The 23,539-nt window shown below is 46.0% G+C and carries 22 protein-coding genes; 13 read left to right on the top strand and 9 right to left on the bottom strand.

The annotated features are described in order from the left end of the window. Nucleotides 1-26 precede the first annotated feature (26 nt). Nucleotides 27-1,493: a sucrose phosphorylase gene (gene gtfA, locus NH568_RS05740; protein ID WP_253045482.1), complete on the bottom strand. Its 1,467-nt coding sequence runs from the start codon at nt 1,491-1,493 to the stop codon at nt 27-29. Nucleotides 1,494-1,654: 161 nt separating this feature from the next. On the opposite strand from gtfA, the gene NH568_RS05735 reads away from it, so the two are divergent. From NH568_RS05735 to NH568_RS05725, 3 genes are all read left to right on the top strand, one after another. After that, a complete protein-coding gene (locus tag NH568_RS05735) occupies nt 1,655-2,854 on the top strand; it encodes an MFS transporter (RefSeq protein WP_253045468.1) in 1,200 nt (399 codons plus the stop codon). A gap of 166 nt (nt 2,855-3,020) precedes the next feature. Then, nucleotides 3,021-5,417 (top strand): TonB-dependent receptor, encoded by a 2,397-nt coding sequence (locus NH568_RS05730; protein WP_253045463.1) that lies wholly within the window; start codon nt 3,021-3,023, stop codon nt 5,415-5,417. A 232-nt stretch (nt 5,418-5,649) separates the two neighbouring features. Next, nucleotides 5,650-6,495, top strand: a complete 846-nt coding sequence (locus NH568_RS05725) for a hypothetical protein (protein WP_253045459.1) — start codon at nt 5,650-5,652, stop codon at nt 6,493-6,495. A gap of 75 nt (nt 6,496-6,570) precedes the next feature. Here NH568_RS05725 and NH568_RS05720 read toward each other — a convergent pair whose 3' ends face one another. Beyond that, the gene (locus tag NH568_RS05720; RefSeq protein ID WP_290444132.1) at nt 6,571-7,320 is read right to left on the bottom strand and encodes a transporter substrate-binding domain-containing protein; all 750 of its coding nucleotides are present in this window, start codon (nt 7,318-7,320) and stop codon (nt 6,571-6,573) included. Between the two features lie 329 nt (nt 7,321-7,649). Here NH568_RS05720 and NH568_RS05715 point away from each other — a divergent pair, with 329 nt between their 5' ends. From NH568_RS05715 to NH568_RS05685, 7 genes are all read left to right on the top strand, one after another. Then, entirely contained in the window at nt 7,650-8,846 is a 1,197-nt protein-coding gene (locus NH568_RS05715) for a serine hydrolase (RefSeq protein ID WP_253045450.1), read from the top strand. A gap of 113 nt (nt 8,847-8,959) precedes the next feature. After that, nucleotides 8,960-9,511, top strand: coding sequence for a hypothetical protein (locus NH568_RS05710; RefSeq protein WP_253045447.1), 552 nt, complete (start codon nt 8,960-8,962; stop codon nt 9,509-9,511). Between the two features lie 11 nt (nt 9,512-9,522). Further along, the gene (locus NH568_RS05705; protein ID WP_253045442.1) at nt 9,523-10,419 is read left to right on the top strand and encodes an NAD(P)-dependent oxidoreductase; all 897 of its coding nucleotides are present in this window, start codon (nt 9,523-9,525) and stop codon (nt 10,417-10,419) included. 82 nt (nt 10,420-10,501) lie between these two features. Then, entirely contained in the window at nt 10,502-11,500 is a 999-nt protein-coding gene (locus NH568_RS05700) for a hypothetical protein (protein ID WP_253045440.1), read from the top strand. 196 nt (nt 11,501-11,696) lie between these two features. Then, a complete protein-coding gene (locus NH568_RS05695; RefSeq protein ID WP_253045437.1) occupies nt 11,697-12,200 on the top strand; it encodes a hypothetical protein in 504 nt (167 codons plus the stop codon). A gap of 52 nt (nt 12,201-12,252) precedes the next feature. Next, a complete protein-coding gene (locus tag NH568_RS05690; RefSeq protein WP_253045435.1) occupies nt 12,253-12,867 on the top strand; it encodes a DsbA family protein in 615 nt (204 codons plus the stop codon). A gap of 118 nt (nt 12,868-12,985) precedes the next feature. Then, a complete protein-coding gene (locus NH568_RS05685; RefSeq protein ID WP_253045431.1) occupies nt 12,986-13,834 on the top strand; it encodes a trypsin-like serine protease in 849 nt (282 codons plus the stop codon). Between the two features lie 123 nt (nt 13,835-13,957). On the opposite strand, the gene NH568_RS05680 is transcribed toward NH568_RS05685, so the two are convergent. The 6 genes from NH568_RS05680 to NH568_RS05670 all read right to left on the bottom strand — a co-directional run bounded on the left by NH568_RS05680 (nt 13,958) and on the right by NH568_RS05670 (nt 19,080). Beyond that, complete coding sequence (locus NH568_RS05680; protein WP_253045429.1) at nt 13,958-14,635, bottom strand: hypothetical protein; 678 nt, start codon at nt 14,633-14,635, stop codon at nt 13,958-13,960. A gap of 4 nt (nt 14,636-14,639) precedes the next feature. Beyond that, on the bottom strand, nt 14,640-15,410 hold the full coding sequence (locus NH568_RS05675) for a hypothetical protein (protein ID WP_253045427.1): 771 nt from the start codon (nt 15,408-15,410) through the stop codon (nt 14,640-14,642). A gap of 425 nt (nt 15,411-15,835) precedes the next feature. Continuing rightward, nucleotides 15,836-15,970 carry a hypothetical protein gene (locus NH568_RS23955; RefSeq protein ID WP_290444131.1) on the bottom strand — a complete coding sequence of 45 codons (135 nt, stop codon included), beginning with the start codon at nt 15,968-15,970 and terminating at the stop codon, nt 15,836-15,838. Between the two features lie 15 nt (nt 15,971-15,985). Then, nucleotides 15,986-16,120, bottom strand: coding sequence for a hypothetical protein (locus NH568_RS23950; protein WP_290444130.1), 135 nt, complete (start codon nt 16,118-16,120; stop codon nt 15,986-15,988). 13 nt (nt 16,121-16,133) lie between these two features. Then, nucleotides 16,134-16,265: a hypothetical protein gene (locus tag NH568_RS23945; RefSeq protein ID WP_283235353.1), complete on the bottom strand. Its 132-nt coding sequence runs from the start codon at nt 16,263-16,265 to the stop codon at nt 16,134-16,136. 1,600 nt (nt 16,266-17,865) lie between these two features. Further along, nucleotides 17,866-19,080 carry an endonuclease/exonuclease/phosphatase family protein gene (locus NH568_RS05670; RefSeq protein WP_253045425.1) on the bottom strand — a complete coding sequence of 405 codons (1,215 nt, stop codon included), beginning with the start codon at nt 19,078-19,080 and terminating at the stop codon, nt 17,866-17,868. Between the two features lie 117 nt (nt 19,081-19,197). Between NH568_RS05670 and NH568_RS05665 the strand changes: the two genes are divergently transcribed. After that, nucleotides 19,198-19,638 (top strand): hypothetical protein, encoded by a 441-nt coding sequence (locus NH568_RS05665; protein ID WP_253045422.1) that lies wholly within the window; start codon nt 19,198-19,200, stop codon nt 19,636-19,638. A gap of 80 nt (nt 19,639-19,718) precedes the next feature. Here NH568_RS05665 and NH568_RS05660 read toward each other — a convergent pair whose 3' ends face one another. Beyond that, the gene (locus NH568_RS05660) at nt 19,719-20,558 is read right to left on the bottom strand and encodes an alpha/beta hydrolase (protein WP_253045419.1); all 840 of its coding nucleotides are present in this window, start codon (nt 20,556-20,558) and stop codon (nt 19,719-19,721) included. A gap of 161 nt (nt 20,559-20,719) precedes the next feature. Between NH568_RS05660 and NH568_RS05655 the strand changes: the two genes are divergently transcribed. Continuing rightward, nucleotides 20,720-22,084 (top strand): DASH family cryptochrome, encoded by a 1,365-nt coding sequence (locus NH568_RS05655; protein WP_253045416.1) that lies wholly within the window; start codon nt 20,720-20,722, stop codon nt 22,082-22,084. Continuing rightward, nucleotides 22,081-23,532, top strand: coding sequence for a deoxyribodipyrimidine photo-lyase (locus NH568_RS05650; RefSeq protein ID WP_253045414.1), 1,452 nt, complete (start codon nt 22,081-22,083; stop codon nt 23,530-23,532). The genes NH568_RS05655 and NH568_RS05650 overlap by 4 nt, the downstream gene beginning before the upstream one ends. Nucleotides 23,533-23,539: the final 7 nt, after the last annotated feature.

Raw genomic sequence — 23,539 nt, 5'->3', positions numbered from 1 at the left:
GGCCCCGACATCGGCTAATTCAGTTCCTACAGTAACTCAGCCAGGTTGACGCGCTTTATTTGCCCAGGCTCTTCGAGCATTACGGACGCTGCTCTTGTTGTCAGGTTGATCTCTAATTTGGCACTGACTTGCTGATTGCGCCACTGCAAAGAGAATGTATCTTGTGCTCCTGACAAAACAAATTCTCCGTCGAATGCACTGCTTTGATTTCGTAATTCAATCAGCTTGCACAGTCCGTTGACTACGGGTTTGGATAACGCATCTTTAACTTGTTGCTCATTAAGATAGCTACGATTGATATCTCTACCAACGTTTGTACTTTCAAGCAGATCCATATCATTGTGAAGCGCCAGCAGGCCACCATAATAAACTTGCGGAACGCCGGGAGAAAAGAACTGAATGGCCCGGGCTATCAGGTAGTCAAGATCAGTGCGCCCAAGCGCATCATAGTAGGTACAATTGACCTGGTACAAATCAACGTTGCTTGCGGCGGCACCGGTTGCCTGCTTGCTCTCACCTTGGCTATTTATATGAATGGTTTCTACCAGAGTGTCGATTTGCTGTGCATTGAGCAGACCGGGTTTGTTTCCGTCCGGGCCCGCGTCCACAATGCCGATACCGTCATGAGTATCGAGTACTGTCAGGCAATTGCGAGGCGATTGTTGCAACCAACACAGCAGGGCATCGGCATTATTGTTGAACAAAGTGTGTAAGATTAACGGAGGCAAAGCAAAGTCGTATACGCGATCTACTTTCGATGCCACGTCAATTTGAGTCTGATAATGGCTGTGGATCTCCGCAATGGTTTCCATACCGAGCGCATTGGCCTGACGCGACAGTTGGTTGATAAACTCGAATGATTCAGGGGTCATAAAACAACTTGTTCCTGCGCGTTTTATGGCATACCCGGCCGCGTCAAGGCGAATAATCTTTACATTGTTTTGCGCAAACAAAGTGAGAATTTTGTCCAGATACGCTTTGCCCTGAGGTGTTTCAACATTGATATCAACTTGGTTATCCGTGAAGGTGGTCCAGAAGTTGACCGTGTCACCATTATCGAGCTTTTTGGCGGTAAAACAGCTGGTTGGTCGAGGTCTGAATATTGTCTTGGCTTGCTCGTCATTTATTCCATCGGGAAAAATATCGCGTTCCTTTAAAAACAAAGGCCAGTAGGGCGACTGTTCACCGTGTTTGAGTACATCCTGAAATTCTGGCGATTGAGCCGAAGCGTGATTGACGATTAAATCGGCCATCACCTCAAAGCGCTCCCCAAGTGCCTTCACACTTGCCCAGTTGCCCAGTCTTTCATCAACCTCACTGTGGTCTATCGGATCGAACCCGGCATCACTACCGTCAATCGGGTAATAAAACGGCAGGATATGGACACCGCCGAACAATCCAGCTAACGGACCGTCCAACAGCTGAGTGAGTTCAGTCAGGCCTGCACCGCTTAAGCGATCGGCGTAGGTTATCAGTTGCACTTGGTTTTTCATGGTTCAGTTCAATTCTCATTGTTGAAACTTAATCGATTAAGTTATATCTTTAATCAGCACGACGAGATATTCAAGCACTATTTACAGGAAAATTGGCACAAGGGTGCGATTGAGTTTTAAACTTAACCGGGCTTTGCCGCAATACCTGAGAGGTAATAACTATGACAAGCAGCAACTTAGGCGCATTGCGCTGGCTGACATACATGATGTTCTTTATGTTTGCCATGACATCGGATGCCGTGGGCGTGATCATTCCTGAGCTGATCCGGGATTATCAATTAACCATGACGCAGGCGAGCGCGTTTCATTACGCGCCAATGATCTGGATTGCCGCCAGTGGTCTGTTACTGGGCTTTATGGCCGATAAAATAGGTCACAAGCCGACTATCATCATTGGCTTTGTACTTTTTGCCGGCGCCTGTTTTGGCTTTGCAATGGGCAAAACGTTTATCACCTTTGTGTGCTTACTGAGTGTGATTGGCCTGGCAATCGGCCTGTTTAAAACCGCTGCACTGGCTTTGTTAGGCTCACTGACGCCAACCAGTCAGGCGCACACCCGGACCATGAATATGGTTGAAGGCTTCTTTGCCGTCGGCGCCATCGTGGGCCCGGCAGCGGTAAGTTATATGCTGGCGTCGGGTGTCAGCTGGGTTTACCTCTATATTCTGGCAGGAGGGTTATGCAGCGTTTTGTGTTTAATCACGTTCGCTGTGAAGTTTCCTGAACGGCCCGCTAAGCAGGTTAACCAAGGCAGTGGATTCAGGCAGACTCTGCTGATGCTTAAAGACAAACATGCACTGGGTTTTTCGGCCGCCATTGCGCTGTATGTCGCAACAGAAGTGGCCATTTATGTCTGGATGCCGACTTTGCTCAAAACCTACGAAGGGAGCTGGAGCCTGCTGGCAACCTACGCACTGACCATCTTTTTTATTTTGCGGGCGGTGGGACGCTTTATGGCGGTCTGGCTGTTAAACCTGTTTAGCTGGCAGAGCGTGATGTTTGCGCTGAGCACCGCCATTTTTCTGTGCTACCTGGTGACTTTTGTGTTTGGCGTCAATGCCGCGATAGTTGCATTACCGCTCAGTGGACTGTTTATGTCGATGATTTACCCAACCTTAAATTCGAAAGGGATCTCCTGCTTTAACAAACACCAACATGGTTCAGTCGCTGGTGTGATTTTATTTTTTACTGCGCTCTCAGCGGCGCTTGCACCACTTTTGATGGGTATGGTCAGCGATTATTTCGGTCACATCCGTTATGGTTTTGCGTTAGCAATGGGTTTTGCAGCCTTGCTGATGCTGGCTATGGCTTACAATTTCTGGAAAGACCCGGCGCAAGCCCGGCTTATGACAGCATGCTAGCTAACTATTTCATATTTTAGATCAATAGGTTATTTAAATAAAAATCAAATAACGGCAATTTATGATTGCAAAGAGACCGATATTTGCTAATTTACTTAATCGATTAAGTGAGTGGATCCACTGAATGTGGTGCCAGCATCTATAATTGACAACAAAGAGGCACATTATGACAACATACACCCCCAGTTGGTTTGCACTCAGTGCACTGACTCTGGCTCTCAGCACCACGGCGTTGGCTGAAGAGAAAAAGACACAAGCAAATACACAGGCGCAAAATGAGCTGGAAAAAATCATTGTGACTGGCGTACCGCAAAGACGTACTGTGATGGCATCGAGTGTGTCGGTAAGCAGTATCTCTGCTGAGCAGGTAAGCGTTGCAACGCCCAGAACCACGGCGGAGGCGTTTCGCTTATTACCAGGCGTAAGGTCTGAGTCAACAGGGGGCGAGGGGAATGCAAATATTGCGGTACGTGGGCTACCAGTCGCTGCCGGAGGCGCAAAATTCCTGCAATTGCAGGAAGATGGTTTGCCAGTACTACAATTTGGCGATATCGCGTTTGGTAATGCCGATATCTTTATGCGCCTCGACAATACTGTGCAATCTATAGAGTCCATCCGTGGTGGCTCTGCATCTACTGCAGCCAGTAACGCACCCGGTGGAATTATCAATTTCATTTCTAAAACGGGTGAAAGTGAATCGGGCAGCATAGCGACCACCTTTGGTCTGGATTATGACGAATTCAGAACTGATTTTGAATTTGGCACTTACTTGTCAGACAGCGTACGGTTTCATGTCGGTGGCTTTGTACGTCAGGGAGAGGGGCCGAGAGATACCGGATATACAGGAAATAAAGGTGGTCAAATAAAAGCCAATCTGACTAAAGAGTTTGAGTCCGGTTATATCCGAGTCTATTTGAAACACCTGGATGACCGCAGTACCGCTTACCTGCCCATGCCAATGTATGCCAATGGAGATTCAATCGCCGGGTTTGATGCCCTGTCAGATACACCACATTCTGCTTTGTTTATACAAACTCAGGGGCTGGGTGCCGATAATGATATTCGTCGTGGCGATATGCGTGATGGCATGCATCCGCAGGTCGACAGTGTTGGCGTTGAGGCCAGCTTTGATCTCGACAATGACTGGAAAATCGAGAATCGTTTTCGCATAGCTCAGGTTAAAGGCACCTTTAATTCTCCATTTCCTGCTGAAGTGGGGAATGCGCAATCCATTGCTCAGAGCATTGCAGGTGAAGGTTCGACTTTAAAGTATGCCAACGGTGCACATGCGGGGACTGTGTTTGAAGACGACAACCTGATGCGAATTCATACATTTGATGTTGAGATGCAAGACTTTGGCTCACTGGTGAATGACATTAAGCTCACGAAACAATTGGGTGATACATCAGTAACCCTGGGCTATTTTGCATCAGAGCAAAGCATTGAAATGTCATGGCTTTGGAACTCCTATCTGATGGAAATAAAGGGCAATAACGCGGCATTGGTGGATGTGTATTCAGCAGAGGGGACAGCCTTTTCCGAGCAGGGATTATACGCCTACGGCACACCTGCCTGGGGGAACTGCTGTCAGCGAAACTATGACACTGAATACTCGACGCGTGCACCTTATCTGGCGCTCTCTTCTGTGCTTGGCGACCTGACGCTGGATGCCAGCGTACGTTATGACTCAGGGGAAGCGACAGGGACGTATGCCGGAGCTGTTGTGTCGCAGCGTGATATCAACTTTGATGGAGTGATCTCTAAACCAGAAGAGGCGGTTGCAGGTATTGATCTGGCTAACTCTTCGCTGGTGGACTATGACTGGCACTATACGAGTTATTCAGTCGGCGCCAATTACCTACTGAGCCCAACTCTGGCAATGTTTGGACGTTTTAGTGAAGGTGCCCGAGCTAATGCTGACAGGCTTTTATTCGGTAAAGTTAACCCGGACGGAAGCGTGGCAAAAGAGGATGCAATAGATGAAGTAACTCAACTGGAGTTTGGCCTCAAGCAACGATTGGAAAACGGCAGTGTGTTTGCAACTGCGTTTTATGCTCAGACCGAAGAGCAAAATTTTGAAGCAACCAGTCAACGCTTCTTTGACAGAGAATACGAGGCGTATGGTATTGAACTCGAAGGGGTCTACTTTATTGGTTCGTTCGACTTCAGAGGCAGTCTGACCTGGACGGATGCAGAAATAGCGAAAGATGCTCTGGCGCCTGAAGTGGTGGGCAACACGCCACGGCGACAGGCTGATTTTATTTACTCTTTAATGGCGCGTTACAACCTGACTCAGGGAGCCGTTGGTCTGAGTCTGATAGGGTCCGGCGATGCCTATGCACAGGATAATAATGACCTCAAATTTGACGGGTACACACAAGTTAATGCATTTGCCAGTTATGATCTGACGGATGACTTGTCATTATCGTTGAACGTGAACAACCTGTTTAATGCGGTCGGGATCACCGAAGCGGAGGAAGGCAGCATTCCTGAATCTGGTATCATCAGAGCTCGGGCCATTAATGGGCGGACAACCTCCTTTACCGTTAATTACCAATTCTAGTGTGTTTCAAAGCGTGACATTTACCAGGCGTATCCGAATCGCCTGGTACCCGCAATGATGGCAGTGTCGACAGATACTGCCTTTTTCGTCTTTGCGGCCAGGAACCCGATTAATGATATAGCTAGCTGATATCAACATTAATGAAATGATGACTAAAGATTAATATTGCGTTGACGAGGCGCAGGGGATGTGGGCATTATGAGGACATTAATTCAAAGGAAAGTGCATAACAATGAATAAGTATACTGGATTGCTTTGTCTTTCGTTATTGCCCACTCTACTGCTTAGCGCTTGTGGGGGCAGTGGTGCGTCGAATGGTGATAGTCAAAACAACTCTGCGCAGGACCAGGCACGAGAAAGTGCAACTGATTTAGTCAAAAACTACATCAAACCAGCCCCTTTGGCAGTCAACTCCGATGTCGAACACTACCAAATTGCTATGGTGGGTAATAGTCACTCCAGTGGCCTTGCCCCAACTCTTAAGCACACGATTGAAACTATGGCGCCCGATAAAACAGTTTATGTTGAAGTGTTAGGGTTTGGCTTCACTGACAATTTGATTAACGACTATGAAGTCGTTAAGCGCTTTACGCAACCTGATACACCCTGGACACATTTGATAATTCAGGGTCAGAAATATTCTCAGTCTATGTCGAAGTCTTATTCGACAGAAGCAACCAGGCAGTGGGTCGCAATGGCCAAAACACAGGGCGCTACACCTATTTTGTTTCCTGAACATCCACAAAGAGGGAATAGTGTAGAAGGTGGCTATGTTCATGGTATTCATAAGTCTATCGCTGCCGCAGAGCCAAGTTGTCTGGCGCCCATAGCAAAGGCCTGGTACGGCGCCCTGGCCAGTAGACCAGAACTAGCACTACACGCGGCAGACGGCAATCATGCTGACTCCTTGGGTATCCTGTTAAGCTCTCTGGTATTCACGCAAATCATCACCGGACAATCCGTAGATACAGGAGCTACCAGCATTGTGGCCGGCGCGTCGCCCGAACTGCAAGGAGAGCTGGCTCAACATGCGGCACAGGCTATTGCTGAACAACCAGCCTGCCCGGAGAACACTTAAACGGTATTAAAGAGCAGGAATATCACAGTATTTACCCGCAGTGCGATAAAACAGGACAATGAGTGTGTTCCGGGTTTATCGATAGTGTATTTCCTGCAGTCCATACTTTTTGGCTATCACCGCAAGGCGGCCATCGAGCTGTAATCTGAGCACACCCAGGTCAAGCGCCAGTGAGAGCTTTTCGCTACTCGTCAGTTTGGGAGAAAAGGCAATATAAGCGCTCTCCCGGGGGCTGACGGATCCAACGGATTTGATTTTGTTAATGATCCCCATTCTCTTAGCCTGAAACCAGACTACCGGATCGGCATCCACATAGACATCAATGCGCTTACTGGTGAGCAGTAGCAGGCTGCGTTTTACAACATTGTCTCCGGATATTTGTGTAATGTAACTATTGGGAGACGTGCGGTGAGATTTTATATAGGCATTTAGCAAGTGACCGTAGTCGTAGCCTTGCACAACACCAAGGCGCACTTTGTTGAGGGAGTGTTGATTGTTGAATGCCCAGGTGTTTTCTGCCAGTGTGAATAGTGTATTTGGGCTGAGTTTGAGAATTGGGATTTTTGGAAAATAAAAATCCGGCGCGTCATCTTTGAACGCGCCCACGATAGCATGTATTTTTCCTTCGCGGGCCTGATGAATGGCTCTGAGCCAAGGCATTTCAATGTATCGCACCTCATACCCGGAGATTGCCAGTGCTTCGGTGGCGACATCAATCATAAACCCTTTATCTTTATCATTTTCTCCGCAGTTCACCGGGCACCAGTTATCTCCAGCAATAAGGACCAACCTGTCGCTGTTTGATAACACTGCTAGCGGAAACATGAACAGACAAAAAAGTGTGATACGTAGCATATTGCGGAAAATGAATGATGATACAGGGAGTCTAGTCAAAAAACGTTAGTCCGGCAACGTATTGAAGAACGCCTCGATTGCCCGCCTTTGTTTTGACATTGTTAACGCTGCTTGTGAAATTAATACAAAGTCAGCAGAGTATTATACTGTTATCGTAAAGCGCCCTTTGTTTCCATAATATCCTGAATTTAATTAATATATTTTCTTACTATCTTAAAGTCATCCAGAAATCACCCGGAAGTCAGGCAGAGCGGAGCTGCTTTCGCTAGGTTATCGCTTATACAAACAGGAGAGGTAACATGATCAAACAAAAGATAGTAACGAGCTTAGTGGTAACCCTGCTTATAGGCAGTTTTAGTCAGTTAACAATGGCAAAGTGTGCTCAGCCCATAGAGGCCACGCAGGCTGAATTAGAGGGAGGGTACCGGGATGTTACAGAGCTTAAAAGCGCCTTTATTGATACAGCGCCAAAGCGAAAAAACGACGGCTTGACTGTCGGAGCGGCCGGAATAGATGGCGGTAACAGGGCACTGTTAATAAAATTGGCTAAAGAAATAGAAAACAACATGCATGGGCAGTTTGACAGCCTACTTATCGCCCACAAGGGCAAGCTGGTGTTTGAGTCCTATTACTCCCGTGGCCGCATCAATTTGCCACATTATCAGGCTTCCGCAACTAAAGTGTACACCAGCATGGCACTTGGCAGGGCCATTCAGCTGGGTTATCTGAGCATGGCAGATCTGGACAAACCTTTGGTGAGTTTCTTAAAGGGTCTGGATAGCAGCAAGCTGACAACAGGCAGTGATAAAATTACGCTCAATCTGGCCCTGACCATGCGCTCAGGTATTCGACTGAGTGACGAGCAAAAGAAAGGATTGGAACAAATATCTGAACAGCTTAAAGGTCAGCAACATGCTCAAGCGTTGCTGGAGCGCAGTGCTCCCATCAGTGCACAAACGCAGACATTTAAATATCAGGATGACCCAATGCTGATCATGCATGTGATTGATGCCGTGGTGCCCGGATCCGCTGAAGCGTTTATCAAGCAAGAGCTACTTGATAAGCTGGGGATCGAGCAATATCGTTGGCAAACCGCTGATAACGGCCTCCCTGAAGCAGGCTGGCGGGTCAACATGACATCCCGTGATATGCTCAAGTGGGGCACATTAGCCAGCAACAAAGGTATGTGGCAGGGTGAACGGTTGATCCCGCAAGATTACATCACAAAAGCAATAAGCCCTCAACTCTATACTGGGGATGAAGACATGTTTGGGGGCGGTAAAGATGTATCTAAACAGGGCTATGGTTATTACTGGTGGAACGCTGAGCTTCAATCAGGAGAGAAACGTTTCTATAGTGTGTCTGCTCAGGGGGGCGGTGGTCAGTATATTATTTTGGTCGAAGAACTTGGCTTAGTTGTTGTGGTGACTGCCAATCGAAGGGAAAACAGCACACTGCAATTAATGGCAGAACGGGTGTTGCCTGCCTTTATGTAGCAGTAAATGGAGAATACCTGTCAAAGGGCTATTCTCCTTTGTAAAACAATTAATTGGTATTCTACGAGTATTGGCATAGGATCGTCATACATTCATCTCACAAAGAAATTGAAATGCGTAAAACAGTTGTTGTTGCCATTAGCGGCGCTTCAGGATGTGGAAAAACGTCTCTGGTAAAAGTGCTTTCTGCGCGTTTCGGATGTCCCGGCATATTCTTTGATGACTATGTCGATACTCGGAGCTATCCACGGAATTTGCGGCAATGGCACGCAGATGGGGCGGATGTATCCAAAATTAAAACGCCAGCTATGAATAAGGCACTAGAATTAGGTTTTGCAGGCAGACCCGAATATGTGTTTGTTGAAGAGCCATTTGGCAAAGCACGTTCCAGTATCGCGTCGTTGATAGATTATGTGGTGCTGCTTGATCTGCCATTGGCGCTGTGTTTATCTCGTGTGATCAACAGACACTTTGTCCTCAGGCAATCGGATTCATCCAATGCGCTTCAAGACTATCTGATAAAATATCAGGATCATTTAAAAGAAATTTATGCAGACACGGTCAGTATGGCCCGGCGCAACTGCGATTTGAGCATTACAGAGGCTCTGTCGGTTGAGGCCTGCGCTGACACAGTGGTGGACTGGCTGCAGTCGTTGCGAGTATAAGGTAAAAGACAGTGAAGGTATTGGTAACGGGTTCGGCAGGTAGAGTTGGGCGGGCAATTTATATCAAACTGATGCGTGAATACGAGGTGGTAGGTCTAGATAAAACCCCATGTTCAACGGCTGATTTTGTTGGGGACATTCGTGATATCGATTTGTTAAACGAGGCCGTTGAGGGCATTGATGTAGTTGTCCATACAGCAGCTCTGCATGCCCCTCATGTAGGGCTGGTTGATGAAGATATGTTTCAGTCCATCAATGTAGACGCGACAAAACAACTTGCTCTGGCTGGAGTTCGGGCTGGGGTAAAGCACTTTGTTTTTACCAGCACGACTGCCTTGTACGGTCATGCTTCTACACCTTCAGGGCGCGCAGGTTGGATCACCGAGCAAACCGTACCTCAGCCAAAGTCGGTTTATCACCGAAGTAAAATATTGGCAGAGCAAGCATTACAAACTATCTCGACAGAGCATATTTTACCGGTAACGGTGTTACAAATGTCGCGCTGTTTTCCTGAGCCTGCAGATCTGATGTCAATCTACAGGCTGACACGTGGTATCGACGCCCGGGATGTTGCCAATGCACACCTGTGTACTATCAAAAAACGCCTGCCAGGCTTTACGCGCTTTATTATTTCTGGCGCAACGCCTTTTTGTCGTGACGATCAAACGCGCCTGTTTTTGCAAGCCAGTAAGGTGATTGCTGAAAAATGTCCACAACTTGTGTCAGCATTCGAACAACGTGGCTGGAGTCTGCCTGACTCTCTGGATAGGGTCTATGACTCTTCAGCTGCGCAACAACAGCTGAACTGGCAGCCAGACTATGGGTATGAGCACGTTTTGCAGATGCTCGATACGCAAAGCGCAGAAGTATTACCCGTATTAAAACACCAGGTACAGCCGTTGGTGTAGTCTGTATCTTTGTTGATAATTTTTGCTTAATCTTTGTTCATCTCAGCCGATAACAAACTACATGGATGGGAGCGGAGGAGCTATGAAAATTGAAAATGCACAAGTTAACATGAGTAATAAGCATGAGGGTCAGGCCCATGTTTATGAAAAGCGGACTGAAATTTCGGATCCACCAACGTCTGAGAACGTTAACCCAATCCAGTCTGGCAATGGGGGCCAGACCTTACAGGGGGAGGTGGCGGAAGTAGACAGTACATCGACAGAGCTGGATATGCAGACCAGCGCCAGAATGTACATCCTGAAATTGCTGGTTGAAAAACTCTCAGGCAGTGACGTTCAGTGGTATGACGCTGTGGTGGGAAAAGATATTTCACATGCTGAAGTGTCCGAGATTATGCCGGCGGGAGAGCAGGCAAATGCCAGTCCAACTGCGCCTACACAGGTTATCGTTGAGCGGTTAGCACACGAGAGCCAGTCAAACGTGTTCAAAGCCGATGGGCAAATTCGGCTTGAAAGCGGGGAGCAGATCAGCTTTGCGTTCAAATCTGTCTTTGAGCAGTCACATACCAGTTATGAACGCACCATTGAAAACGTGAATATGAAAGATCCCCTGATCATCAGTTTCACCAATCGTGCCGTAGAATTGGACAGCGAGCGTATGGATTTTGATATAGATGCTGATGGCGACGCAGATACCTTTGCGCAACTGAAGAAGGGGTATGGTTATCTGGCATTGGATCTCAACCAAAACAATCAAATCGACGATGGTACGGAGCTGTTTGGTGCGCTTAGTGGCAATGGGTTTGCCGACCTCGGCAAGTATGACGACGACGGTAACGGCTTTATTGATGAAAATGACAGTATCTTTGACAGCCTGAAGGTTTGGGTTAAAAACAAAGATCAGGATGAATTGATGTCACTTCATGATGCCAACATAGGTGCAATTGCGTTACAAAACGCAGATACGCCAATGAACATTAGATCAGATGGGCAGCTACAGGGCGCGATTCGAAAGTCGGGGTTTTATCTCGATGAGAACGGAAAAGCAGGCCTTGTCCAGCAGGTAGATTATGTGGTTTAAACCCAAAGACATTTAACATAAGTACTTACCCTAAATGCAATTGTTTGGTGTAGAATACTGGGCGATTGTATGAGGGTAGGCTTAACTGACTTGTGTCACACCATCAGCCCAACATTTCTCTTACAATCCTAATACTCAGTTAGCCCGTATTGGCTAACTAACTCACCGTCGTTTTTGTCTTTATTTAGGTTGTATTATGAAATTTAAGATGTTCACCGTATTGTTTATGCTTTTTTCAATAGCTGCGTGTCAGACAACACTTCACCCTGATAACCGCACATCCATCAGCAATATCATCGTTGAAGAGCCATCAGATAATCAATCGCAAGACAGTGAAGTCAGAGTATCTAACGTGGCAGTAGGAAAATATAATCGAAAAGGTGGCAAATTTGCTCTTAGCCTGAGATCGTCTAGCTACATAGTAGGTAACTACCAGGTCACACCATACTGGGTCATTGAGCCTGCTAACCTGGATACTTTCAAAGAGCTACTTTCAAATTATTTAAAACCTGAAGAAGAGAAAGAGTTTACACTGTCTGTCGATCTCGGTTCGGCTGGAAGAGTACTTGTTTTGCAAGGTGAAGAGCGGTTGTATCTCAATAACTTTATGAATGGTTCTTTCGTATTTACCAAAGAAACCGTTGCTGAGCTTTATCAGTTTATTAATAAGCCCTATGTGTTACCAAAAAAAGGGAAGTAACAGTGGCGGCGCTTTTTAAAGCAATTTTCTAATCAATGATGGTGAAAAAGCGATGCGACTTATCTATGTAATGGACCCCATGTGTGGCTGGTGTTACGGATTTCAACCTGAGTTAGAACTGTTTCTGGCAAAATACCCACAAGCGCAGATAAATTGGATTATGGGTGGACTGGCGCCAGATACTATTCAACCCATGGCGCAGGCATTGAGAGAAACCATCTCATCGTACTGGTATCAGATTGAAAGTAATACCAAGGTGTCATTTAACCATGATTTCTGGCAGCTTAATACCCCAATACGTGCGACTTATCAGGCTTGTCGAGCCGTGATTGCCGCACAAAGCATACGGGAAAACAGTGCTATGGACATGGCAAAAGCCATTCAGCGAGCCTACTATCAGCTCGCACAAAACCCTTCTTTGGATGACACACTGATAGCGTGCGCAGACTCCATCGGGCTCGATAAGCCAAAATTTCAGGAAGTACTGGGCAGTGCTCAGACACAAACACAACTCAACCAGCATCTGGAGTTAACACGTCGTTTAAGGGTTTCTGGCTTTCCTGCGTTGTTTTATGTCAATGAACAGGACAACGCTTATCCTCTGACATTGGGGTTTTGCAGCGCAACAGAACTTGAGCAGCGCTTTGGGCAACTGCCAACAGAATGAACTGTAATCTATCCTTACAAAATGAAACAGCCAATAAACATCACATAAGCTGCTATTTGCTACATTGATCCGCAAGTCTCTGCATATCTGACAACTGTTATAAATAAGGATTAATACAGTGAAAATTAGCAGTTCTATCCTTCTTACAATCGGTCTGTTTACCTCGTTGGCCAACGCCATCGTTATTCGACACGACGTACCGGAACAGCACTATGACGCTTCGCTTTCTGACTTTCCGCCATTGGCAACCCTTTATAACATCGGTGTCCATGGCACTTTGATAGCGCCCGACTGGGTACTGACAGCAGCCCATACCGTGTTTTGTATGAATCCGGGGCAATCAATAAAAGTGGGCAATGAGCTGGTTAAAGTATCACAGCGTTTCAGTTACCCCGAATATCGATTAGGCAAGCAACACGACATTGCTTTGCTCAGGCTATCTCAGCCAGTGACGAGTGTGAAACCGGCTGAGGTTTACAATATGCAGGACGAACAAGGTCAAGTGGTGTGGTTTATTGGAGCTGGTGGTTTCGGTACCGGTGATCAGGGAGAAACAGTCAATTATAAGGACAACAAAGGGAAGTTAAGAAAAGCGCAAAATAAGATCGTCAAAGTAACAGACGCCGATATTGTCTTTAAATTTGATGAAGGGAGCAAAGGAGAGGCGTTGGAGGGGGTCTCTGGTAATGGTGACAGCGGGGGACCTGCCTATATCAAACAAGGCGGACGCTTAGTATTACTCGGTGTGAGTTCACGAACAGATTCCTGGTTTTACGATGTTGGTGAATATGGCGTTACTGAGCTTTATACCCGAGTTTCGTCTTATCAGAGCTGGATTGAGCAAGTGATTGGCGCGAAAAGCGATACTGCCAGACGTCAATTAGCCAGCGTGGATCCCTTTTTGCACGAAAACATGGAAGAGAAAAGAATGGATTCATTGTGCAGCTCACTGTCCTTTGAAAAGTGAGTTAGCTAAAAAAGTAAGCCATTTTTTAATCGTCTCAGTTTTTTATAGGGAACTCAGTATTAAATGACCTTCGCTGACCATAGTTGCATTGAGCAGGGTTCAGAGAAGGTCAATCCAGTTTTATCAGCTGAGGGCTTGCTGGAGTTGCTGCATATAACGATCGCCATCAATTACATTGCCAAATGAGATAACACGCTTCGATTGTGTATCGACAAAAACAGGCTGTTCTTTTTTACCGCTATCCACAATGATGTTTAGTGACATTGACAGTTCTTTAGGCGGGCTTTGTGAATGTAAGTCCTGAGACTTATCCATATAGAGCACACACCCTTCCTCTAATACAAAGTCGCCATTGAAATGAATATCAATCTCTTCACCTTCTTCATAGGCGCTGCCTTTATGTTGATACTCATACATGTGTGTTGTATAGCCGCTGCCACTTAGCCCCAGCGTCAATAACTCGAAATTGTGGTCATGACATAAGCCGTATGCGAACAGATTTTCATCATCTTTAGTGTAGTCACTGTCTGTTCTTGGCTCCCACACAACGGCACGTAGCATCAAGGTATCATCTTTATATAGTACAAATGAGTTCTTACCGTATGAATTGGTTTCGGGGTGCTGAAGTGATTGCATAATATGATCCAATACATCGGGAATATTCGCTCTCAGCCCCATTAACTGGTCTACCAGGCCTGGCGTGTCACACAATCTCTGACCTTCTTTTATATTGTTTTTAATAAACGCCATCAATCCTGCAATGGAATTAGGGGCAACGGTTTTTGGTGAGTAAAATTCCATATGACTAACACGCCTCTTCAAATTCTGTTAACTGAGCCAGGGTAGCTTTGGCTTGCGCTCTGATGATTTGGCAGGGGTCTTCTAAGAACTCAATTAAAGTACTTTTTGCCAGCTGATGGTCCACCTTGAACAGTTCCACCAGAGCTTGCCAACGAATGGCATTTATTCCGTGTTTGGTGAGTGCACTCAGGTACGGGGCGCCTGTTGCACCAAATTGAGGTAAAAACCCGACAAGGACCTTATATCTTTCCAGATTTTGAGTACCAGAGTAACTCGCGATTTTATTGCCCGTTGCAATTTCATATTGCGGGCATACGTCTCGCGTGACTGACTTCTTGTGCAGGGCAACGACGACTTTTTCTTGTTGTCCATGAAATACGTAAGCGTAATCTTTTGCAAGTATTTTCAGGTTTTTAGTCTTGGTAAGGTTATTTTCATCGGGTAGTGCAAGTACACCATTGAGCTCAGGATAGACGCTCACTGCGTAATGATGATCTGAAATAACACAGTATAAAGACTCGGATGCAAACGTGTTTGCTACACCACTTTGAGTTGCAAAAGCATCCAAAGTAATAAGCATTAGCCAGGTATCATCTTCATATAGTGTAATACCCCTGCGGCCGATTTTACCCAAAGAAGTGCTATCTTTGCACGCAACCATGTGCTCAATTTGTGTTTTGAATTGCTGTTTTTCCACATAGTCAAAGAATGTGTTTTCGAGACCTTCAACTGAGCTGCTTGTCGATAACATACTTATAAAGTTATCAGTCATCATATGCCGTCCTTTTATACTGCCATAATACGAAATTGTTTCGTGAAAAGAGGTGAAGTAGCGATACCACTGCTACTTCGACCTATCTATAGCGCTATCTAATTACTTGATACCGATAAACTCAGGTGGAAGTGAAGTGCCATAGCCGCCTGCGATTTCTTTCAGATTAAGTGCTTCAATTGTTTTTGGTGTAAATGTTTTTGGATTGTTCATTCTCATATCCTCAATTAAAATTTATTAGTGTGGATTGGCTCGTGGTAGCCGAAGAAACTTGGGCCAACGATGCCAGCTACATTTCGCTAATTAATGGATACCGATGAATTCAGGTGGTAATTCAATACCATATCCGCCAGAGATCTCTTTAAGGTTTAGCGCTTCGATTGTTTTTGGTGCAAATGTTTTTGAATTTTTCATTGTTATATCCTCAGTTAAAACTTAATGTTTTCGATTGGCTCTTGGTAGCCGATGAAAATTGGACGGTCAATCCCGATACCGCCACCGGTAACGTCTTTTAGTTGTAGTGCTTCGATTGTTTTAGGTGTAAATTGATTTGCTTTTTTCATTGTTATTTTCCTCAGTTAAAACTTAATGTTTTCGATTGGCTCTTGGTAGCCGATGAAAATTGGACGGTCAATCCCGATACCGCCACCGGTAACGTCTTTTAGTTGCAGTGCTTCGATTGTTTTAGGTGTAAATTGCTTTGCTTTTTTCATTGTTTTTCCTTAATTAAAACTTAATAACATCAATTGGATCTTGGTAGCCAATAAATACTGGGCGGTCAATGCCTGCACCGGTTACGGCTTCTTTAAGTTGTAATTCATCAATTGTTACTGGGCTGAATGATTTTGATTTGCTCATTGTAATTATTTCCTTTATTAGGGCTGGCCGATGAAAATTGGTGGCTCAAAAATGCCGCCGCCGTTAACAGCAGATTTTACTTCTAATGCGTCAATAACTTGTGGTGTAAAGGTTTTGTTTTTGCTCATGGTATTACTCCAGTTATTTACATAAAACGAGGCTTTTTAAACGCTTCGTTATATGTTCTTGTTATTTATAGTCTTCAGGGAATGTAGGTACTATATCAGGCGGAAGCTCACCACCAGAGATAGTGCGTACACAATCATTTGTAAGTGTTTTCATGTTGTTTATACCTTTTATGTCAAGTTCACGAACTAAGCTGACGTTACGTTTTTGAGCGCCTCACCTAGTCGACGCCACACAGAATGGATGAAAAGTCTGGCAAATGCAAAACACACAGAAATTGAAAAATAACAATTAAAAACAATGGCTTGTCTTTTTTTGTTATACACAGGTAATAACTAGGTTGTTCAGTAATATTACTTGCGTAAATAATGCTTAAAAAATGTATTGTGAAAGGTTTCTGATGATAACCTTTTATAGTAATGGTCATCTTATGATGAGTGAGAATTACTTGGTGAGTTTTAGCTGCTCTTCACGTCTATTTAATCTTGGTTGCATTTAAAAGTGTATTTCAAATTTTCCTGATATATTTTAAATCGCTAGCGCAATGCATAATGTGTGGAGTGATTAAATTGCCACCAGAAAAAGGGGCTGCTGTCTGAAATTAAAAAGATGCCATCTAAGTAATATAGTCTGGTAATTTCACTATCTAGCAATGAGCTCTTTATTTTATGCGGTACAATGAGCTGGATGATGTATTTAAAACTAACATTGTAATCACTGTTTTTTAAATAATTAAGAAGTCTCCGCCTGAAGTCAAAATATGTGCAATAAGCTTTGATTTAAACTATGCTATTTATTTCCTGCCCGGTTTGCTTAAGATGATGTTTTGGTTTTAAAGATATACGTTTTTATCGGATCATGAATTACTGTAATTGAGGGAAGTTAGATGAATTCACCCCTAAACGAAGAGAGCTCACAATATGATGACTACAGAAAATATGGTATGTATTTGCTGTTAGGGATACTTTTTTTGTTTTTATCTTAGAGGTTTTTATTGGAAGTCCGAAAGATCGTGCTTTTAAAAGCGAGTTGACGACTCTAAATGCCGTGCTAGCTGAGAGTGACCCGAAAATCAGGGTAGTCAATTATAGTAAATATGATAAACGCCTCCATTTGCACATTGACTATTCCGATGGAGCTGAGCTAGCAAAGGGAGCACGCAGACCAAACAGGCAAGCTATCAAAGATATATACAAAGCCAGTTTGTTGGAGAAGGTGTGCCAGGCAGAGCTTTTCATTGAAATGTTGGAGCAGGGACAGGTTATTGAAATCAACTTTTTTGACAAAGATCCGTCTAATCGCCCGGACCAGGTGTTCAATTTGAGAGTGAATTATGAGCGGTGTAATGGCGCGCAATATACAGATCAATAAAGCGATAAGACCTGCACAAATCTGGCATCACAACTTTTAAACTGAGTTGGTTCGCATAAAAGCACGCGATGCCAAAAAGTATCCATAAAGGATGTCTTGTTCTTTATAGGTGGCTGTCACACTCCAGTGCAGGCAATACAATATCTACCCATACCAGACGATGATCTGATGATGATGCTCTGTCTGCCACCAGCTCTGCGCCCGCCTCGTCACTCGCTGGCCAGAATACACCACTGCCGCTGACGGCAAGATCAGCAGAGGGCAGTACGTAATCTGCTCGCATTCCCCAGTGTGCGGTATGGGTAGCTGAATGTGGATTGTCGGGTTTATTGAGTTGTCCACCTTGTGAAGTTGGTGCAGGATAGCCGTTAACGCGCGGGTGGGTTAGCAACTGATCAATGGCACCCGGGTAGGCATCACCATCAACCGAGCTGGCATTCAAATCGCCCAAGATCACAAATGACTCATCTGCAAATCCACCAGCTCGTCCTTTGTCGTCATAAATGTAGTCGTTACCTGAAGCGCTAATGTAGTCTTTCCACAATCTTAGCTCATCATAATTACGCTTGCCGTTTCTGTCTTCCGGACCATCAAACACCGGTGGTGTAGGGTGGCTGGCCAAGACGTTGAGCTGTTTGTTGCATATCTGTACAGGAATATCCCAGTGCGACTTCGAGGATAAGCGCATGGCGGATACCTCTTCTGCTGAGTACCAACTACTGCCATCTTGCTCCGCGGGCATCAGGTTCCCTGGCATATCTTTCCATAGGAAATGCTGAAACGTTCTTATCTGCTCCTGTTTGATTGGATATCTAGATAGTAACACCATGGCATACTGGCCTGGGTACTTACCAAACCCATAATGAGTCAGGCGAGCATTATCACCAGTAAATGGCGTTGTTACACCGGTATTAACTGGTGCCAGATACACATAAGGATACTCAATGGGCGCAAAGCCATTCTGGGATACTTCAAGGTAATCATGTTTAAACAAGTTAATGCCTTGCTCTGGTTCTTCTATATAGTCGAACTCGTTTAGCAGGATAATGTCGGGCCGGGTGCGTTGAATGATCTGTGCGATATTATTTATCTGCTCATACTCGCCACTTTTTAACGCAAAGGTTAACGCATTGCCAGAGAGTGACTGTTGATTCGACATATCATAATTAGTCGCCTCCATACTGACATTAAATGTGGCCACTCTCAAAGTCTGCTCACTTGTTGGCTGTGAGTCTGAGGAGAGTTTGGTTGAAGTGCTCTGACAACCTGTATTTAAAACGGTGGCGGCCAGTGCTAAAGGTAAGAAAATCGGTTTCATTGTTAGCCTGATACAGATGAATACTCATTTCACTATACCGTTTTTCTGCAAAGAAATGTGTTAATATTTCGTTGTGTGTTTGATTCTAAGTCTAGGTTAAATAAGGAGCTTACCGGTATGAGTCGACGATATGGCATTGTTTTATTACTGCTCGCAACCCTTACCGCTTTCTTAGTTGCCGTTGCGCATATGTCATGTATTTACTTTGGTCCGCAGTGCTATGCGGCCCAGATGGCACCGCCATTTGTGGTGGAGTCTGCTCGTGCAGGCACGCTGATGGCACCGTTACTGACGTTGGCTGTATCTGCGATTTTTATCTTACTGGGTTGCTATGCACTATCTGCCGCTCGGTTTATTCGACGGTTGCCTTTTTTGCGGCTGGGTATTTATAGTATATCTGCTGTCTGTATTGTTCGGGGGGTGTTGCCCATTCAATTGTTTTTTCGTTATCCGGAAAAAATCAGTGATCCAGTGCTGATTGCTGGCATTGTCTGGTTACTTGTCGGGCTGTGTTATCTGTTTGGTTTTCGGGCGGTCAAAAAACATACCATGCATTGAGTTCTGTCAGCCGCGACCTGAATGTTGCAATTCGCTCAGGACATCCAAGCACAAGTGTCCTGAGCGAGTTAGCCTCGCCCTCAGAGCTTGGCTTTATTCACCATCGCCTCTATGTGTTTTATAGCAATCCAGGGGTCGCTTTCATCAAACAGGTGCGAGGCGTATTTCATCGTTACCGCTTCGGTATTTAGGTTCAGCTTCGCCAGCTTCTCTTGTGAGTCGTTCCAGGTTTGTGTGTATACATCGATATCAGCGTAACTCATTTTAGTTTGCCTTATGGTCACATGGGGTATACCACGGGACAACACAGTAACAGGCAGATCGTCTTTAATTTTATAAAGCGCTGTATGCCTTGATGCCTCGGCAAAGTCTTCAAACGAGTTATGTTCACGCTCCCAGTTGATGATCATCTCCATCGTGTCCCAACCGGGTTTTGACATGTTTGCTTTCATGGCGTCGAACCAGGACTCGTGAGCTATGTCTATCAGCACCATTCCTTGTACTTTTTCCGGGTATTTACTGGCATAGGCACGGGCAACAAAACCGCCAAAAGAATGTGGCACCAGCACCAGAGACTCGACTTTCAGGTGTTCAACCAGCCCTGCCAATTCGTCGCGCAGTTCAACCATAGTTCTGACCTTGGGATTCTCGTACTGGCTTTTGCCATAACCAGCCCGGTCATAAAAACACAACCGGTAACCCTCTGGATTGGCATTATGCAAGGTGTTTTTATAGGTAGTATGCGCGTCTAGCCCCATACCAGAGACCAGTAATGCCGTGACTTTACCTTGCCCCTGACAGGCATAGGCCAGCGTTTTTCCTCCGATTTCTGTGTATTGATAGTTATGGGTATCCTGAGATTGGCCAGCCTGGCCTGCAAATGTGGCGCCTAACAGCACGACGACGGCGAGTTTGTTCATAGTACAAGTTCCTGTTGTGAATTGTTTATTATTTGATTTACCACAGATAGCTTATCGCAAATATTATTGAACTTTCAATAAACATTGAAAGCTTATCGCTGAACTTTTTCTTTTCCGGGTTCGTAAAAGATGGCATATAAGCAAATCTAACAGGGCTGCGCGTGAAAAAAACACTTTACTGGTTTACACAAGATCTGAGGCTGGATGATAACCTAGCACTGGATTTTGCTGCTCAAAATAGTGATGCGCTGATGTTTGTGTATGTGATTAACCCAAGGTATCGCACCCAGACCAATCATCGCTGTAAATTACTTGGCGACAGACAGGCAGCGTTCATCGCTGACTCCCTTATGACGTTAGACAGCCAATTAAAAGCCTGCGGGCAGAAGCTTTTTGTGCTTGAAGGTGAGCCCAACCTCTTGTTGCCGGAAACTGTCTCAAAGTACCAGATAAATCAGGTGATCTGTGCGGAACCGATTGGCTTGTATGAGCGTACTATAGTGCAGCAGACGCGTCGGGCACTGGGATCTGTCCCTGTACACTGCTTCTGGCAACATACTTTGTTTGACCAAGCTCAGATCCAGACATTAAACAGCGATTTAGGCAGTTTTACTCAGTTTCGTAAGCGGGTTGAAAAGGCACCTTTGTCAGTGGTGACGTCCTGCCGTTTTGACCCCAGGAACTTACCGGTACCACTGGTCATTGAGGATGACACTCTAGCTTGCATACAGCTAGAGCAGTGGCAAACACATCTCCAGTCGAGCCTGTCAGAAACCAGAGTACCGCTGGACTTTCCAGCCGGTGAAGAAGCCGCTCAGGCGCACCTTAAAGACTATTTTGATAGCGGTGTTGCAAGTAGATATAAACAGACCCGCAATGAACTGGATGGCTGGCTGAACTCAACCAAAATGAGTCCTTACCTGGCGCTGGGCAACTTGTCACCCCGCCAGGTTTGGTGGGCAACCGAAGCGTTTGAGAAGCAAGTGGAGGCCAATGAGTCGACCTACTGGATCAAATTCGAGCTGTTGTGGCGTGAATATTTTCAATGGCTTAGCCTCAAGCTTGGGTCAAAGCTTTACCGTTTTCAGGGGTTGGCTCAGTCAAAGCCCTTAACTACTTTTATGAGTGAGCGTTTTCAACGCTGGTGTGAAGGCTGTACTCCCTCTGCTTTGGTTAACGCACTAATGAACCAGCTCAACGAAACGGGATATATGTCAAATCGGGGCAGGCAAATTGTCGCCAGTTATTTTGTGCACGAACTGGGGCTGGACTGGCGCTACGGCGCAGCTTATTTTCAGCAACAGCTGCTCGATCATGATGTCGCCTCAAACTGGGGGAACTGGCAGTACATCGCGGGCGTCGGTGTTGACCCTCGGGGTGGTCGCCACTTTAACATTGAAAAGCAGGCACACCAGTATGACGAGCATGGTTTGTTTGTACAAAAGTGGCGTGGTGAGCAAGGCGTCACGGCACTAGATAGTGCAGATGCTGCGGACTGGCCGATACCAGCAGAGGTCGATGCATGAGTGTTGCGGTTGTCTGGCTTAAACGCGATCTCAGATTGTCTGACCACGAACCTTTGTGTCAGGCGATAACCGGTGGCGCACCTGTACTTCTGCTGTATTGTTTCGAGCCTATGTTGCTGGAAGACCCGCATTATTCGCCGCGTCACTGGCAGTTTGTATTACAGTCTTTACAGGATATAAGACAACGTATTCCGGACGGCGCGTTATGGGTTTCAGACAAACCTGCGCTGGATACGCTGGAGCACATCCACAACACGTGGCAGATATCGGGGTTGTATTCTCATCAGGAGATTGGACTGGCCAACACGTTCGAGCGAGATAAGGCGGTGTCAGCATGGTGTACAACACAGGGGATACACTGGTCAGAGTCCCGCAGTGGTGCAGTGCAACGCGGGCTGAGGCAACGGCAGAGTTGGGACAAGCAATGGCAGAAAACCATGCGTTCCATATGCGCGACGCCTGACTTGTCTCAAATAAATTGGTTTAAGTTGCAAGCGAGCGAAGGAAGACTTGATGAAATCCAGCAGAGGTTTAGTGTCCCTCCTGGCACTTTTCAGTCTGGCGGAGAGTCTGAGGCGCATCGTGTTCTGGAAGCGTTTTATCAGGGGCGGGGTAAAGGTTACTCATACAGCCTTTCAAGCCCGCTGCTCAGTCAGCAGGCCTGCTCGCGTATGTCTGCTTATCTGGCATGGGGCAACATTAGTTTGCGTCAGGTGTACCAGAGTGTGCTGGCCCACTTGCAAATGGTTGGCTGGCGCCGCACTCTGGTGGCCTTTTCCTCCAGGCTGCACTGGCATTGCCACTTTATTCAAAAATTTGAAAGCGAATGCGAGATGCAGTTCAGGCACATTAACCGTGGCTATGAGCAGCTACCGCGCTGCACTGGTGAAGAGGCGCAGCGCAGGTTACACGCCTGGAAGACGGGCAACACCGGTATCCCCATGGTGGATGCATGCATGAAGTGCCTGATTGAAACTGGCTATATCAACTTTCGAATGCGTGCCATGCTGGTCAGCTTTTTATGCCATCATCTGGAGCTTGACTGGCGCTCTGGGGTAGATCACCTCGCGCGACTATTTCTGGATTTTGAGCCTGGCATTCATTACAGCCAGTTTCAAATGCAGGCCGGCGTGACGGGGATCAACACCATTCGAATTTACAGCCCGGTAAAGCAGGGGGAAGAAAAAGACCCCGATGGCGAATTTGTGAAAACCTGGCTACCTGCACTCAAAGATATTCCACCGCCGCTGGTACACCAGCCCTGGGTACTTTCCCCGATGGAGCAGCTGATGTACGGCATTGAGCCTAGCACAGACTACCCTGAGCCAATTGTTGATTTAAAGCTAAGCTATAAAGCTGCTCAGGAGTTGCTGTGGCAGTGGCGCAAGAAACCGCAGGTAAAAAAAGAGGCGCAGCGGATCCTGAAGCGGCACGTACGGCCAAGTTAAAAGCTGG

Origin of the sequence: Pseudoalteromonas sp. XMcav2-N, assembly GCF_024124545.1 — a bacterium.
Classification (GTDB): Bacteria; Pseudomonadota; Gammaproteobacteria; order Enterobacterales; family Alteromonadaceae; genus Pseudoalteromonas.
This window is presented reverse-complemented; position numbering and strand designations above follow the sequence as displayed.

What these genes read in the sequence shown, in the direction of transcription:
- gtfA (WP_253045482.1), bottom strand. Translation starts at nt 1,493, where the DNA reads ATGAAAAACCAAGTGCAACTGATAACCTACGCCGATCGCTTAAGCGGT.
- NH568_RS05735 (WP_253045468.1), top strand. Translation starts at nt 1,655, where the DNA reads ATGACAAGCAGCAACTTAGGCGCATTGCGCTGGCTGACATACATGATG.
- NH568_RS05730 (WP_253045463.1), top strand. Translation starts at nt 3,021, where the DNA reads ATGACAACATACACCCCCAGTTGGTTTGCACTCAGTGCACTGACTCTG.
- NH568_RS05725 (WP_253045459.1), top strand. Translation starts at nt 5,650, where the DNA reads ATGAATAAGTATACTGGATTGCTTTGTCTTTCGTTATTGCCCACTCTA.
- NH568_RS05720 (WP_290444132.1), bottom strand. Translation starts at nt 7,320, where the DNA reads ATGTTTCCGCTAGCAGTGTTATCAAACAGCGACAGGTTGGTCCTTATT.
- NH568_RS05715 (WP_253045450.1), top strand. Translation starts at nt 7,650, where the DNA reads ATGATCAAACAAAAGATAGTAACGAGCTTAGTGGTAACCCTGCTTATA.
- NH568_RS05710 (WP_253045447.1), top strand. Translation starts at nt 8,960, where the DNA reads ATGCGTAAAACAGTTGTTGTTGCCATTAGCGGCGCTTCAGGATGTGGA.
- NH568_RS05700 (WP_253045440.1), top strand. Translation starts at nt 10,502, where the DNA reads ATGAAAATTGAAAATGCACAAGTTAACATGAGTAATAAGCATGAGGGT.
- NH568_RS05695 (WP_253045437.1), top strand. Translation starts at nt 11,697, where the DNA reads ATGAAATTTAAGATGTTCACCGTATTGTTTATGCTTTTTTCAATAGCT.
- NH568_RS05690 (WP_253045435.1), top strand. Translation starts at nt 12,253, where the DNA reads ATGCGACTTATCTATGTAATGGACCCCATGTGTGGCTGGTGTTACGGA.
- NH568_RS05680 (WP_253045429.1), bottom strand. Translation starts at nt 14,635, where the DNA reads ATGGAATTTTACTCACCAAAAACCGTTGCCCCTAATTCCATTGCAGGA.
- NH568_RS05675 (WP_253045427.1), bottom strand. Translation starts at nt 15,410, where the DNA reads ATGATGACTGATAACTTTATAAGTATGTTATCGACAAGCAGCTCAGTT.
- NH568_RS23955 (WP_290444131.1), bottom strand. Translation starts at nt 15,970, where the DNA reads ATGAAAAAAGCAAATCAATTTACACCTAAAACAATCGAAGCACTACAA.
- NH568_RS23950 (WP_290444130.1), bottom strand. Translation starts at nt 16,120, where the DNA reads ATGAAAAAAGCAAAGCAATTTACACCTAAAACAATCGAAGCACTGCAA.
- NH568_RS23945 (WP_283235353.1), bottom strand. Translation starts at nt 16,265, where the DNA reads ATGAGCAAATCAAAATCATTCAGCCCAGTAACAATTGATGAATTACAA.
- NH568_RS05670 (WP_253045425.1), bottom strand. Translation starts at nt 19,080, where the DNA reads ATGAAACCGATTTTCTTACCTTTAGCACTGGCCGCCACCGTTTTAAAT.
- NH568_RS05665 (WP_253045422.1), top strand. Translation starts at nt 19,198, where the DNA reads ATGAGTCGACGATATGGCATTGTTTTATTACTGCTCGCAACCCTTACC.
- NH568_RS05660 (WP_253045419.1), bottom strand. Translation starts at nt 20,558, where the DNA reads ATGAACAAACTCGCCGTCGTCGTGCTGTTAGGCGCCACATTTGCAGGC.
- NH568_RS05650 (WP_253045414.1), top strand. Translation starts at nt 22,081, where the DNA reads ATGAGTGTTGCGGTTGTCTGGCTTAAACGCGATCTCAGATTGTCTGAC.